At 60.3% G+C, this 13,948-nt stretch carries 11 protein-coding genes and 1 pseudogene; 1 reads left to right on the forward strand and 11 read right to left on the reverse strand.

The window, feature by feature from the left end; genetic code table 11:
• Positions 1-113: 113 nt before the first annotated feature.
• From trpC to AC1D1M_RS29960, 3 genes are read right to left on the reverse strand one after another with little or no spacing between them, the layout of a single operon-like run.
• Positions 114-950, reverse strand: a complete 837-nt coding sequence (gene trpC / locus AC1D1M_RS29950; protein ID WP_477778476.1) for an indole-3-glycerol phosphate synthase TrpC — start codon at positions 948-950, stop codon at positions 114-116.
• Positions 947-1,996, reverse strand: coding sequence for an anthranilate phosphoribosyltransferase (gene trpD, locus AC1D1M_RS29955; protein WP_223548332.1), 1,050 nt, complete (start codon positions 1,994-1,996; stop codon positions 947-949). The genes trpC and trpD overlap by 4 nt, the downstream gene beginning before the upstream one ends.
• Positions 1,997-2,005: 9 nt before the next feature.
• Positions 2,006-2,599, reverse strand: coding sequence for an aminodeoxychorismate/anthranilate synthase component II (locus AC1D1M_RS29960; RefSeq protein WP_007980194.1), 594 nt, complete (start codon positions 2,597-2,599; stop codon positions 2,006-2,008).
• Between the two features lie 408 nt (positions 2,600-3,007).
• Between AC1D1M_RS29960 and estP the strand changes: the two genes are divergently transcribed.
• A complete protein-coding gene (gene estP, locus AC1D1M_RS29965) occupies positions 3,008-4,918 on the forward strand; it encodes an esterase EstP (RefSeq protein WP_477778477.1) in 1,911 nt (636 codons plus the stop codon).
• Positions 4,919-4,993: 75 nt separating this feature from the next.
• Here the strand turns inward: estP and trpE are convergent, their stop codons facing one another.
• The 8 genes and pseudogenes from trpE to AC1D1M_RS30005 all read right to left on the reverse strand — a co-directional run bounded on the left by trpE (position 4,994) and on the right by AC1D1M_RS30005 (position 13,849).
• Positions 4,994-6,475: an anthranilate synthase component I gene (gene trpE, locus AC1D1M_RS29970; RefSeq protein ID WP_477778478.1), complete on the reverse strand. Its 1,482-nt coding sequence runs from the start codon at positions 6,473-6,475 to the stop codon at positions 4,994-4,996.
• Between the two features lie 69 nt (positions 6,476-6,544).
• Positions 6,545-7,363, reverse strand: coding sequence for a phosphoglycolate phosphatase (locus tag AC1D1M_RS29975; RefSeq protein WP_477778479.1), 819 nt, complete (start codon positions 7,361-7,363; stop codon positions 6,545-6,547).
• The gene (rpe, locus tag AC1D1M_RS29980) at positions 7,360-8,034 is read right to left on the reverse strand and encodes a ribulose-phosphate 3-epimerase (protein ID WP_429490243.1); all 675 of its coding nucleotides are present in this window, start codon (positions 8,032-8,034) and stop codon (positions 7,360-7,362) included. The genes AC1D1M_RS29975 and rpe overlap by 4 nt, the downstream gene beginning before the upstream one ends.
• Positions 8,035-8,149: 115 nt before the next feature.
• A complete protein-coding gene (locus tag AC1D1M_RS29985; protein ID WP_477778480.1) occupies positions 8,150-9,298 on the reverse strand; it encodes an iron-containing alcohol dehydrogenase in 1,149 nt (382 codons plus the stop codon).
• A gap of 146 nt (positions 9,299-9,444) precedes the next feature.
• A pseudogene (locus tag AC1D1M_RS29990) lies at positions 9,445-10,191 on the reverse strand (ABC transporter permease); the annotation flags it as partial.
• A gap of 12 nt (positions 10,192-10,203) precedes the next feature.
• The gene (locus tag AC1D1M_RS29995) at positions 10,204-11,451 is read right to left on the reverse strand and encodes an ABC transporter permease (RefSeq protein ID WP_007980201.1); all 1,248 of its coding nucleotides are present in this window, start codon (positions 11,449-11,451) and stop codon (positions 10,204-10,206) included.
• Between the two features lie 181 nt (positions 11,452-11,632).
• Positions 11,633-12,676, reverse strand: a complete 1,044-nt coding sequence (locus tag AC1D1M_RS30000; RefSeq protein WP_477778481.1) for an ABC transporter substrate-binding protein — start codon at positions 12,674-12,676, stop codon at positions 11,633-11,635.
• A 48-nt stretch (positions 12,677-12,724) separates the two neighbouring features.
• A complete protein-coding gene (locus tag AC1D1M_RS30005) occupies positions 12,725-13,849 on the reverse strand; it encodes an ABC transporter ATP-binding protein (RefSeq protein ID WP_477778482.1) in 1,125 nt (374 codons plus the stop codon).
• Positions 13,850-13,948: the final 99 nt, after the last annotated feature.

Below are 13,948 nucleotides of genomic sequence, written 5' to 3' on the forward strand. Positions count from 1 at the left end.
TGCTTCTTATGCCGCTATCGCGAGCAAGCTCGCTCCCACATTTGATCCCGGCAGCTCATAGATTTTGTGGCCACCATCAAACCCTGTGGGAGCGAGCTTGCTCGCGATGCTTTTTAGTCGAGGGTCGAGCCGCTGACGGGAATACCGCGCTCAGGGAAGAACAGACGCTGCAACTCGGTACCCGGGCTTTCCGCGCGCATGAACGCCTCGCCGACCAGGAACGCGTAGACGTCGCTGATTTCCATCAATTCGACATCGGCGCGGTTGAGAATGCCGCTCTCGGTGATGACCAGACGATCACGCGGGATACGCGGCAACAGGTCGAGGGTGGTTTCCAGACTGACTTCGAAGGTGTGCAGATTGCGGTTGTTCACGCCAACCAGCGGAGTGTCGAGGGTTTTCAAGGCCCGCTCCAGTTCGTCGCCATCGTGGACTTCCACCAGCACATCGAGGTTGACGCTTTTGGCCACGGCTGCCAGCTCGGCCATTTTCACGTCATCCAGCGCGGAAACGATCAACAGCACGCAATCCGCACCCAGGGCCCGGGCTTCGACGATCTGGTATGGATCGATCATGAAGTCCTTGCGGATCACCGGCAGTTTGCACGCCGCACGGGCCTGCTGCAGATAGACATCGGCGCCCTGGAAGTAATCGATATCGGTGAGTACTGACAGGCAGGTCGCGCCGCCTTTCTCGTAGCTTTTAGCGATGTCGGCGGGAATGAAGTTCTCGCGGATCACGCCTTTGCTCGGCGAGGCTTTCTTGATTTCGGCAATGACTGCCGGCTGCTTCAGCTTGGCCTGAGCCAGCAAGGCCTTGGCAAAACCACGGGGTGCATCGGCCGCCTTGGCCAGATTTTCCAGCTCGGCAAGGCTGAGACGGGCGCTACGCTCGGCGACTTCCTCGACTTTGCGCGCCAGAATCTTTTCCAGAACCGTCGGTACACTCATCCCTCATTCTCCACTTTGAATACCGCGGTAAATGCACCCAGCTCCTCAAGCTTTTCTCGAGCAAGACCGGTGTGCAGCGCATCGTGCGCCAAGGCGACGCCTTCTTTCAGGCTGCTGGCATGGTCGGCCGCATACAGTGCGGCACCGGCATTGAGCATGATCATCTCGGCCGCTTTCTGACCGTTCTCGGTCTTGCGCTTGCCCAGGGCATCGCGAATCAGTTCCAGGGACGCCGCCGGGCTATCCACCGCCAGGCCATGCAAGCTCTGACTCTTCATGCCCAGGTCTTCCGGCTCGACCCAATACTCGGTGATCTGGTCGTTTTTCAGTTCTGCCACGAAGGTCGGTGCTGCCAAGCTGAACTCATCCAGGCCGTCCTTCGAATGCACCACCAGTACATGCTTGCTGCCCAGACGCTGCAACACTTCCGCCAGCGGCCGGCACAAGGCCTGGGTGAACACGCCCACCACCTGATGTTTCACACCGGCCGGATTCGTAAGCGGGCCGAGCATGTTGAACAAAGTACGCAGGCCCAGCTCGCGGCGCGGGCTGGCGGCGTATTTCATCGCAGAGTGATGAGTCTGGGCAAACATGAAACCAATACCAACGTTGTCAATGCAACGCGCCACTTGCACCGGGGTCAGGTTCAGGTAGATACCGGCCGCCTCCAGCAGGTCGGCACTGCCGCTCTTGCCCGAGACTGCACGGTTGCCATGCTTGGCCACGGTGCAGCCAGCAGCGGAAACCACGAACGCAGCAGCGGTCGACACGTTGAAGATATTGGCACCGTCACCGCCGGTACCGACCACATCGACCACACCGTCGAGGGTCTTGAGTTCGACCTTGTCCGCCAGCTCGCGCATCACCGACACCGCGCCGACGATTTCGTCGATGCTTTCGCTCTTCATGCGCATGGCCATCATGAACGCGCCAATCTGCGCGTCCGAGCATTGCCCGGTCATGATTTCGCGCATCACATCGCGCATTTCATCGGTGCTGAGGTCGAGGTGATCGACGATTCGGCTCAGGGCTGTCTTGATATTCATGAAAAGTCCTTAGCGCGTGCCGCCGGTTTGTTTGAGGAAGTTGGCGAACAGTTCGTGGCCCTGTTCGGTGAGGATCGACTCAGGGTGGAACTGCACGCCTTCGATGTTCAGAGTCTTGTGACGCAGGCCCATGATCTCGTCGACCGAGCCGTCTTCGAGCTGGGTCCAGGCCGTCAGCTCCAGACAATCGGGCAGGGTTTCGCGCTTGACGATCAATGAATGATAGCGGGTCACCGTCAGAGGACGATTCAGGCCTGCAAACACGCCCTTGTCCTCGTGAAATACCGGGCTAGTCTTACCGTGCATCACTTGGCGGGCACGCACCACATCACCGCCAAAGGCCTGTCCGATGGACTGATGGCCGAGGCAGACGCCAAGAATCGGTAGTTTGCCGGCGAAATGCTTGATCGCTTCAATCGAGATGCCGGCTTCGGTCGGAGTGCAAGGACCGGGGGACACAACAATGCGCTCAGGATTGAGGGCTTCGATTTCAGCGATGGTCAGTTCATCGTTGCGCACGACTTTGACCTGGGAACCGAGCTCGCCCAGGTATTGCACAACGTTGTAGGTAAAGGAGTCGTAGTTATCGATCATCAGCAACATGGCGTTAAGAACCTCTTGAATTCACTGACTTTAAAGATGGCTTTCGAATGACTTACCCGCAGAGCGCTGCGCTTTGTCAGGTGCTGGAGCAGCGCCAGCAAAGCGGCATTTCAAACAGGTAAAGAAGGCGAAGCGATACAGGTCCGGCGAGGCCGGCAAAAGAATTCAGGCGCGCCAACGCCAGCGGGCGTGTGCCTTGATGACTTGATCCAGGAGTTTACTGATGATCAACACGGGGAAGGTCTCGTTCGTACGTCCCGGCACAGTAACTTAGCTGGGCAGAGCGCGCAATATCGCCGGGGGCACTGCCCGCGAAACTATCAAAGGCTTCGCGACAGATGGCAAAAGGCCGAAGGTTTTTGGTACTGTCGTTTCGTTCACTAAAACAATAAATAAACGGACTTGCTCATGATCAAACAGTCGTTGTTTGTACCGCTCGCAGGATGCTTGCTCGCGATCGCATGCGCCCAGGCGAACGCCGCACCTAATCCTTATACAAGTTTCATTGTCTTCGGGGACAGCCTCAACGATGCAGGGACCTTTGCCGACACGGGCGGGCCTGCCGGGGCGACACAGCGCTTCACCAACCGGACGGGGCCGGTGTACCTGGATGGCAGCGGCGAAGTCCGCTCGCTCAACTCCACACAGATTCTGGGTGGGAAACTGGGGTTTTCACCGGACCAGACGGCATCCTCTGCTTCAGCAGTTCGCGCCAACGAAGGCCTGCCTGATGGTAACAACTGGGCTGTAAGCGGCTACCGTACCGACCAGATTCTTGATTCGATTACCAGCACCTCCGCCACCGGCGAACGCACCCGGGCCGGCTATCTTCCATCCAATAACTTCCGTGCCGACCCGAACGCACTGTATTACCTGTCGGGTGGCGGTAACGACTTCCTGCAAGGTCGCGTCACCAGCCTGCCCCAGGCCAGCGCCGCCGCCGACCGCCTGGCCGACAGCGTGCAGACGCTGCAAACCGCCGGCGCCAAATACGTCATGGTCTGGTTGCTGCCCGATATCGGCTTTACCCCGGCGTTCAACGGCACCCCGCTGCAAGCGTTCACGTCCCAACTCAGCGCCCAGTTCAACACTGAACTGGTAAGCCGACTGCAAAACATCAATGCCGAAGTCATCCCGCTCAACATTCCGGTACTGCTCAAAGAGACGTTCGCCAACCCGGCACAGTTTGGCCTGGCCACCGACCAGAACCTCATCGCCACTTGCTTCAGCGGCAGCGGCTGCACCGAGAACGCCCGCTACGGCATCAACAGCGCCACGCCGGACCCGACCAAGCTGATCTACAACGACTCGGTGCACCCCACCGAAACCGGGCAGCGCCTGATTGCCGATTACGCGTATTCCCTGCTGGCGGCGCCGTGGGAGCTGACCTTGCTGCCGGAAATGGCCCAGGGCACCGTGCGCGCGCATCAGGATGAATTGCGCAATCAGTGGCTGGCCGACTGGGAAAACTGGCAAGGCGTCGGCCAATGGCGAGCCATTGTTTCCGGCGGCGGACAGCATCAGGACTTTGACGGTCAGGACAGCGTAGCAAGCGCCGACGGAAACGGAGCCAACCTGAACATCGGTGGCAGCTATCGTCTCGACGATGCCTGGCGTGTTGGCCTGGTGGCCGGTTTCTATAACCAGAAACTCGAAGCTGGCAGCAACGACTCCGACTACAAGCTCAACACTTACCTGGGTACGGCATTCGCCCAGTACCAGCAAAACCGTGTGTGGGCTGATGCGGCGTTGACGGCCGGGCATCTGGATTACGATAGCCTCAAGCGTAAATTCCAGTTGGGCGTCAACGAACGCGGCGAAAAAGGCGATACCAGCGGTTACGTCGAAGCCTTCAGCGCACGCGTGGGTTACGACATTGCGCAACAAGCCAGCAGCCCTTGGCACCTGTCGCCGTTTGTCAGCGCCGATTTCGCCAAGGTGCAGGTCGACGGTTACTCGGAGGACGGCAACGATTCCACGGCGCTGACCTTCGCCGATCAGGAGCGTATTTCCCGGCGTCTGGGCGCTGGCCTGCAGGGCAAATACCAGATCACCCCGCAAACCCAGGTTTTCGGCGAAGCGGCAATCGAGCGCGAGTACAACGACGATACCCAGGACGTGGACATCAACCTCAACAGCCTGCCGAACAACCAGTTCACGCTGGAAGGCTACACCCCGCAAAGTCACTTGCAACGTGTGAACCTGGGAGTGAGTCACAACCTCACCAAAGACCTGGCACTGCGCGCCAGCTACAACATCCGCAAGGACGATGACTTCACCCAACAGGGCATCAACGTAGGTGTTGCGCTGGACTTCTGATGTGTAGCCAATAAAAAACGCGGCGCCCTCACAGGCGCCGCGTTTTTTTATGGTGGTGCAACCCTAGTGGTGAACTCAGCTTTCCGGGGTCTGTTCCGCCAGGGCAACGGCGCGGAACATCGCGCGGCGCTTGTTCAGGGTTTCTTCCCATTCCAGCGCTGGCACCGAGTCGGCGACGATGCCGCCACCGGCCTGCACATGCAGTTCGCCGTTCTTGATCACCGCCGTGCGGATCGCAATGGCGGTGTCCATGTTGCCGTTCCAGGCGAAGTAACCGACCGCACCGCCGTAGACACCACGCTTGACCGGCTCCAGTTCGTCGATGATTTCCATCGCGCGAATCTTCGGCGCACCGGACAAGGTGCCCGCCGGCAGAATCGCTCGCAGTGCATCCATGGCCGTCAGTCCGGCTTTCAGTTGCCCGGTGACGTTGGACACGATGTGCATCACGTTGGAGTAACGCTCGATGACCATTTTCTCGGTGAGTTTCACCGAGCCGATTTCCGATACACGACCGGTGTCGTTGCGACCGAGGTCGATCAGCATCAAGTGCTCGGCGATCTCCTTGTCGTCCGACAGCAGGTCTTTTTCCAGCGCCAGGTCAGCCTCTTCGTTGGCCCCCCGTGGACGGGTACCGGCAATCGGGCGCACGGTGATCAGGTTGTCTTCGACCCGCACCAGCACTTCCGGCGAACTGCCGACGACGTGGAAGTCACCGAAGTTGAAGAAGTACATGTAAGGCGTCGGGTTGAAGCAACGCAGCGCGCGGTACAGATCGATCGGTGCAGCCTTGAAGTCGATCGACATGCGCTGGGACGGCACGACCTGCATGCAGTCACCGGCCAGGATGTATTCCTTGATGGTGTCGACGGCTTTTTCGTAATCGTCCTGGGTGAAACTGGAGCGGAATATCGGATCGGCCGATTGTTGCTTGCTGAAGTCCAGGCCACGGCGCGGCGTGATTGGCTGACGGAGTTTTTCCAGCAGCTCTTCCAGGCGTGCCTGGCCTTGCTCGAAGGCGTTGTCTTGGGACGGGGCGGCCAGAACGATGGCGTGCATCTTGCCAGCCAGGTTATCGAACACCACGACGGCGTCGGAGACCATCAGCAGAATGTCCGGCACGCCCAGCGGATCCGGGTTCGGGCACTTGCCCAAACGCTTCTCCACGTAACGCACGCAGTCATAACCGAAGTAGCCCACCAGGCCGCCGTTGAAACGTGGCAGGCCGGCGATGGTCGGCACGTTGTAGCGAGCCTTGAAGGTTTCGACGAAGGCCAGCGGGTCTTCCACGTCGTGGCTTTCGGTCTCGACGCCGTCGACGGTCACGCTGACATGATGGTCGTGAACCCGCAGCACGGTGCGGCACGGCAGGCCGATGATCGAGTAACGGCCCCACTTCTCGCCGCCCTGTACGGACTCCAGCAAGTAGGAATTGGGCTCGTCGGCCAGCTTCAGGTAGATCGACAGCGGCGTGTCGAAGTCGGCCAGGGTTTCACAGGCAAGCGGGATGCGGTTGTAGCCGGCAGCGGCCAAACGCAGGAATTCTTCGCGGATCATGAGGTGCCTCGTGGCTTGAGGGTCGAACAGTCAGGTGTGCAAACGCGCCGGAAGCCGGCCAGGATCAAGTCAGGCGCGCCAACGCCAGCGGGCCAGGGCCTTGATGACTTTCATCCAGAGTTTGCGAGTGACCACCACGATGGCGTTTCCAGAAGGGGGTTTGACAGCGTCGGCCAACGTTATCCCAGCCGCCGGATCCAGGCAACCGGGAATTAGCTTGCGCAGATCGTCGATCACCAACGCCGGCGATTCTTCGGCAATTGGCCGGCCGTGGTTATAGCCGTAGCTCAGGGCCACGCACTTGACCCCCGCCGCTTTCGCCGCCAGCACATCGCTGCGCGAATCACCGACGAACAACGATTGCGAAGCCGGAATGTTGGCCATTTTCATCACGAAAAACAGCGCGGCCGGATCGGGTTTTTTCTGTGGCAGGGTGTCGCCGCCGATGATCCAGCGGAAATAACGGCCGATTTTCATCTGATCCAGCAGCGGCGCGACGAAACGCTCCGGCTTGTTGGTGATCAGCGCCATCTCGACGCCCTGCTTTTGCAGCCATTTGAGGGTGTCGCGCACGCCGGGGTAAACCACGGTCAACTCATGGCTCTCGCCATAAGCCTGCATGAAATACTCCAGCGCCCGTTCGGCCTCGTGGTCATCGACCGTCGAATGATCGATAGCGCCAGCCAACGCACGACGCACCAGCACCGGCGCGCCGTTGCCGACCCATTCGCGTACCGCTTCCAGACCGGCGGGCTTACGACCGAGTTTGAGCAGCATCTTGTCCACAGCCACTGCCAGGTCCGGGACCGAGTCGATCAAGGTACCGTCCAGATCGAACATCACCAGCCGCGGCAGTTGCCCCGGGAACAGCTGCTCAAAACCACTCATGGGCGAGCCAGCGCCAGTTCGGAACGCATCTTGTCGATGACTTCCTGATAGTTCGGCGCATTGAAGATGGCCGAGCCGGCGACGAAGGTATCAGCGCCTGCCGCTGCGATTTCGCGAATGTTATTCACGTTCACGCCACCGTCGATTTCCAGGCGAATGTCACGGCCCGACGCATCGATCAGCGCCCGCACTTCACGCAGCTTGTCGAGGGTGCCGGGGATGAACTTCTGCCCGCCGAAGCCCGGGTTGACGCTCATCAACAGGATCATGTCGACCTTGTCCATGACGTGCTTGAGCACGTCCAGCGGGGTCGCCGGGTTGAACACCAGGCCCGACTTGCAGCCGCCTTCGCGGATCAATTGCAGGGAGCGGTCGATGTGCTGCGTAGCTTCCGGGTGGAAGGTGATGTAAGTAGCGCCGGCTTCGATAAAGTCGCCGACGATGCGGTCCACCGGGCTGACCATCAGGTGCGCGTCGATCGGTGCAGTCACACCGTACTTGCGCAGCGCCGAGCAGACCATCGGGCCGATGGTCAGGTTCGGTACGTAGTGGTTGTCCATGACATCGAAGTGCACGAAGTCGGCGCCGGCGGCCAGGACGTTGTCCACCTCCTCACCCAGGCGGGCGAAGTCGGCGGAGAGAATCGACGGAGCAATTACGAAGGGCTGCATGACGCACCTTTTCTGAGCAGAATCACGATGGCGCGCATTGTATACCTCATGCTTTGACGCGCGCACCGTGAGCGCGATGATTGGACCTTGCCATCATCCAATAACAGCAAAGGCTCTAGTACGCCGCGCGATAGATTTTTTCGATATCGACGGCACTCAACTTGCGCGGATTGTTGCGCATCAAGCGCTCGATCCCCGCTGCTTCCACGGCCATGGACGGGATGGCCTCCTCGGGCACACCGAAGCTGCGCAGGCCCTGGGGAATTTCCACGGTGGCGCACAGTTCGGACATGGCTTGCACGGCTTTGTCGGCCGCTTCGTTGATGCTCAAGTGAGTGGTCTTCACGCCCATGGCCTCAGCGATATCCTGCATGCGTTCGATGCAGGCCATCTTGTTCCAGGTCATGACATGGGGCAGTAGCAAGGCATTACTGACCCCATGGGCAATGTTGAAACGCCCGCCCAGCGGATACGCCAGCGCATGCACCGCGCCAACCCCGGCATTGCCGAACGCCATGCCGGCCATCAGGCTGGCGGTGGCCATGTCTTCCCGGGCTTGCAGGTTCGACGGGTTGGCGTAGGCCTTGGGCAAAGCCTTGGCGATCAACTTGATGGCGCCGATGGCCAGGGCATCGGTAATCGGCGAGGCGTTGACCGACAGATAGGACTCGATGGCATGCACCAGCGCATCGACGCCGCTGGCCGCCGTGACGCTGCGCGGGCAGGTCAGGGTCATTTGCGGACTGACCAGCGCCACGTCCGGCAACAGGTAGTCGCTGACGATGCCCTTCTTCAGTTGCGCGACCTTGTCGGAAAGGATGGCCACGTTGGTCACCTCCGAGCCGGTGCCGGCGGTGGTCGGGATGGCGATCAGCGGCGGGCCTTTGCGCGGTACCTGATCGATACCGAACAAGTCCTCCAGCGCACCGTGGTACCCGGCGTAGGCCGCCACGCTCTTGGCGATGTCGATGGCACTGCCGCCACCCAGGCCGATCAAGCCATCGTGCCCGCCTTCGCGGTAGACCCGCATGCAGTCTTCGACGATGGCGATTTCCGGGTCCGGCAGTACCCTGTCGAAAATCTCGTAACTGCGTTCGCCCAGCTGCGCCAGTGCCAGTTCTACCGTGCCGGATTTCACCAAAGCGGCATCAGTAACGATCAGTGGGTTGTCTATGTCCAGACGCGCCAGTTCGGCAGACAGTTGCTCGATGGCACCTGCGCCGGTGATCAATTTGTGAGCGATTTTGAAAGAGGAAAGACTCATGTGCGCAGCCTCTTATAGGTAGGGGAGCTGGGCACAATAGTAGCTGGGGATTAGAGGTTGTCTTCTATTCAGGTCGTGAATGACCGAGGACCTCGAAAACGCCAAAAATCCCTGTGGGAGCGAGCTTGCTCGCGATGAGGTAGTTCAATCAGCAGCGTCGCGGCGGCGGCGATGGTCGGGCTGAGGTTTTCGCGGATGCCGCTGAACATCTGCCGTGGCAGGGTCGCTTGTTCAGGGCCGGCGAGGAACAGCGTCACCACCACTTCATCGAACGAAGTCGCAAAGGCAAACAGCGCGCCGGAGATCACGCCCGGCGCAATCAGTGGCAAGGTCACCCGGCGGAACGTGGTCAGCGGCGAAGCGCCCAGGCTTGCCGCAGCCCGTACCAGGTTCTGGTTGAACCCCTGCAAGGTCGCCGACACTGTGATGATCACAAACGGGACACCGAGCACGGCATGCACGACGATCAGCGAGGTATAGCTGTTGCCAAATCCCAGTGGAGCGAAGGTCAGGTAACTGGCCACACCAATGATCACCACCGGCACCACCATCGGCGAAATCACTAGCGCCATCACCAGCGGCTTGCCCGGGAAATCGCCTCGGGTCAGGCCGATCGCCGCCAGCGTGCCGAAGATCATCGCCAGTACCGTCGCTGCCGGGGCCACGATGATGCTGTTTTTCAACGAACGCATCCATTCCGCCGAGGCAAAAAAATCCTGGTACCAGTGCAGCGAAAAGCCTTGCAGCGGATAGACCAGAAAACTCCCCGAGTTGAACGACAGCGGAATGATCACCAGCACCGGCAGGATCAGGAACAACAGAATCAAGCCGCAGAGAATCCGCAAGCTGTAGAACCACACCCGTTCGATGGGCGACATATAAGGACTCAGCATTTCGTTCTCCCCTTAGCTCAGGCGCAGGCGGCTTGCGCCCACCAGCCAGCTGTAAATCAGATAAAGCACCACGGTCGCCAGAAGCAACAGCCCACCCAGTGCGGTCGCCATGCCCCAGTTGATGCTGGTGTTGGTGTAGAAGGCGACGAAGTAGCTGACCATCTGATCGTTCGGGCTGCCCAGCAATGCCGGGGTGATGTAGTAGCCGATGGCGAGGATGAAAACCAACAGGCAACCGGCGCCGACACCGGCATAGGTCTGCGGGAAGTACACCCGCCAGAAGCTGGCGAACGGATGGCAGCCGAGGGAAATCGCGGCGCGCATGTAGGTCGGCGAGATGCCTTTCATCACGCTGTAGATCGGCAGGATCATGAACGGCAGCAGGATGTGCACCATCGAGATGTAGACACCGACACGGTTGAACACCAGTTCGATCGGCTTATCGATGATGCCCATGGCCATCAGGCCGCTGTTGATCAGGCCACCGGATTGCAGCAACACGATCCACGCCGCGACCCGCACCAGGATCGAGGTCCAGAACGGCAACAGCACCAGAATCATCAGCAGGTTGCTCTGCCGCGACGGCAGGTTCGCCAACAGGTAGGCCAGGGGATACGCCAGCACCAGGCAGATCACGGTGATGATCAGGCCCATCCAGAAGGTGCGGGCGAAGATGTCGAGGTAGATCGCCTGATCCGGGGTAGCCGGGGCGATTTCACCGAGGTCGTCGATGCGATGATCGACGGCCGCCAGCAGGTAATACGGGGTGATGCTGCTGGTGTTGCGGCGTACCGCTTGCCAGTAGGCCGGGTCGCCCCAACGCTCGTCGAGGCCTTCCAGCGCTTCTTTATAAGAAGCCGGCTCAGTGGCGAGCGGCAAGGCGCGAGCGGTTTTGGTCAGCAGGCTGCGGTAGCCGGCCAGTTCCATGTTCAGGCGCTTGGACAGATCGCCCAGGGTCTGATTCTTGCGAGCCTCGGCGAGGTCTTCGGCCGCTGCTTTGTAAACCGGTTCAGCGGGCAGGCCGCGGCCGTCCCAACTGGCGATGGCGGTCACGGTGCGCGGCATGCCGCCGACCACTTCCGGGTTGCCAACGCTTTTGTAGAGCAGCGCCACGATCGGCACCAGGAACACCAGCAACAGAAACAGCACCAGCGGCGCGATCAACGCCTGGGCCTTCCAGCGGTTGACCCGCTCGGCGTGTTTGAGCCGCTGCTTCAAGGTGGGGCTGGTGCCCTCGTTCAGGGGAACGGCGATAGCCATGACGTACTCCGGGAATCTTTGAATGGGCGGCACCACCCACGGTGATGCCGCATTACATCAACACTCATGAAACACACCTGCCGCTGTAGGAGCTGTCGAGTGCAACGAGGCTGCGATCTCTTGATCTTGGAAAGGCAAAGTTAAGAGATCGCAGCCTTCGGCAGCTCCTACAGGCGAAGGATTACTTCGCAGCCCAGGCGTTGAAGCGCTGTTCCAGTTGCTCGCCGTTGTCAGCCCAGAAGCTGACATCGATCTGCACCTGGTTGGCGATGTTTTCCGGGGTGGTCGGCATGTCTTTCAGGACATCCTTGGTCAGCAACGGTACGGCCTGGGTGTTGGCCGGGCCGTAGGCGATGTTTTCCGAGTAGGTCTTCTGCTGCTGTGGCATCACCGAGTAAGCGATGAACTTCTTCGCCGCTTCGGCCCGTGCCTTGTCCAGGCCTTTTGGAATGGCCCATGCGTCGAAGTCGTAGATACCGCCGTTCCACACCACTTTCAGGTTGCTTTCTTTCTGCACGGCAGCGATCCGGCCGTTGTAGGCCGAGCTCATGACCACGTCACCGGAAGCAAGGTATTGCGGCGGTTGTGCGCCGGCTTCCCACCACTGGATGTTCGGCTTGAGCTCATCGAGCTTCTTGAACGCGCGGTCCTGACCGTCCTTGCCGGCCAGCACTTTGTAGACGTCTTTCGGCGCAACGCCGTCGGCCATCAGTGCGAATTCCAGGGTGTACTTGGCGCCTTTACGCAGGCCGCGCTTGCCCGGGAACTGCTTGGTGTCCCAGAAATCCACCCAGCTGGTCGGTGCGCTTTTCAGCTTGTCGGCGTTGTAGGCCAGCACGGTCGACCACACGAAGAAACCCACGCCGCAAGGCTGGATGGCGCCCTTGACGTAGTCTTCGGTCTTGCCGAACAACTTCGGATCAAGCTGTTCGAACATGTCTTCGTCGCAACCACGGGACAGTTCCGGCGATTCAACCTCTACCAGATCCCAGGAAACGCTCTTGGTATCGACCATGGCCTTGACCTTGGCCATTTCGCCGTTGTACTCGCCGGCCACAATCTTGCCGTTGCCTGCCGCTTCCCACGGTGCGTAGAAGGCTTTGACCTGAGCCGCCTTGTTCGCCCCGCCAAAGGACACCACGGTCAGGTCCGGGCCGGCCGCCATTGCGTGTGCCGCGCCCATCATGCCCAGTGCCAAAGCGGTGAATTTCAGGGATCTCAACATTTATTGTTCTCTCCACGTGCAGGGTTGGTGTTGGTATTGCCGGGGCGATCAATGCGCCTCTAGAAGTGGGTCGAGCGCGCGAACGTGTTCGACCTGCCAGCCAAGCGGTACCACGTCGCCGACGGCGAGCGAGGGATCAAGCTCGGCAATCGGCTGTTTCACGAAGAAGTCGGTCTTGCCGCAGACTTCCATGCGAACCCGGACGTGGTCGCCCAGATAGATGAATTCCTCGACTCGCCCGGAGAAGCGGTTGACGCATTGGTCGCTGGAGCCATTGAGGCTCACCCGCTCCGGACGAATGGACAGGGTCACCGGCTCGCCGGTCTGGCCGATGTTGACCGCCAGCGCTTCGACTTTTTCCCCGCGACCAAGCTCGACCACGCAGCGCTCGCCGTTCTGGCTGACCAGTCGGCCATTGAGGCGGTTGTTCTCGCCAATGAAGTTGGCGACGAAGGTGTTCTTCGGTTCTTCGTAGAGGGTGCGCGGCGGAGCGATCTGCTGGATTTCGCCCTGATGGAACACCGCCACACGGTCGGACATGGTCAAGGCTTCGCCCTGATCGTGGGTCACGTAGACCACGGTGACGCCCAGGCGCTGGTGCAGGTGCTTGATCTCCATCTGCATGTGTTCACGCAGCTGTTTGTCGAGCGCGCCGAGGGGTTCGTCCATCAGCACCAGTTGCGGCTCGAACACCAGCGCACGGGCCAATGCCACACGCTGTTGCTGACCGCCGGAAAGCTGCGCCGGGTAGCGCTGGGCGAAGGCATCGAGCTGAACCATGCTCAGCACGCGCTTGACCCGGGCACTGACGTCGCTCTTGTTCATGCCGCGCACGGTCAGCGGGAACGCCAGGTTCTCGGCTACCGTCATGTGCGGGAACAAGGCGTAGTTCTGGAACACCATGCCGATGTCGCGCTTGTGCGGCGGCACGTTGTTGATTGCGCGCCCGGCCAACAGAATTTCGCCCGCGGTCGGTGTTTCGAAGCCGGCGAGCATCATCAGGCTGGTGGTCTTGCCGGAGCCGGACGGCCCGAGCAACGTGAGGAATTCGCCTTTGCGAATGTCCAGGTTGAGGTCTTTGACGATCAGGTTCTCGCCGTCGTAGCTCTTCTGCACTCCACGAAAGCTGACCAGAACATCATTGGCCCCTGCGCTTGAATCGACCTGGCTCATACCCACACCTTTGTTATTGATGACTGCTGTGGGATTAAGCCTAGTGGACGCTGGGGACCGCGCAAATCGGGGGGCAAGAGAGATTCGCCTCAGCCGGAT

This window comes from Pseudomonas sp. P1_F7, assembly GCF_056405655.1.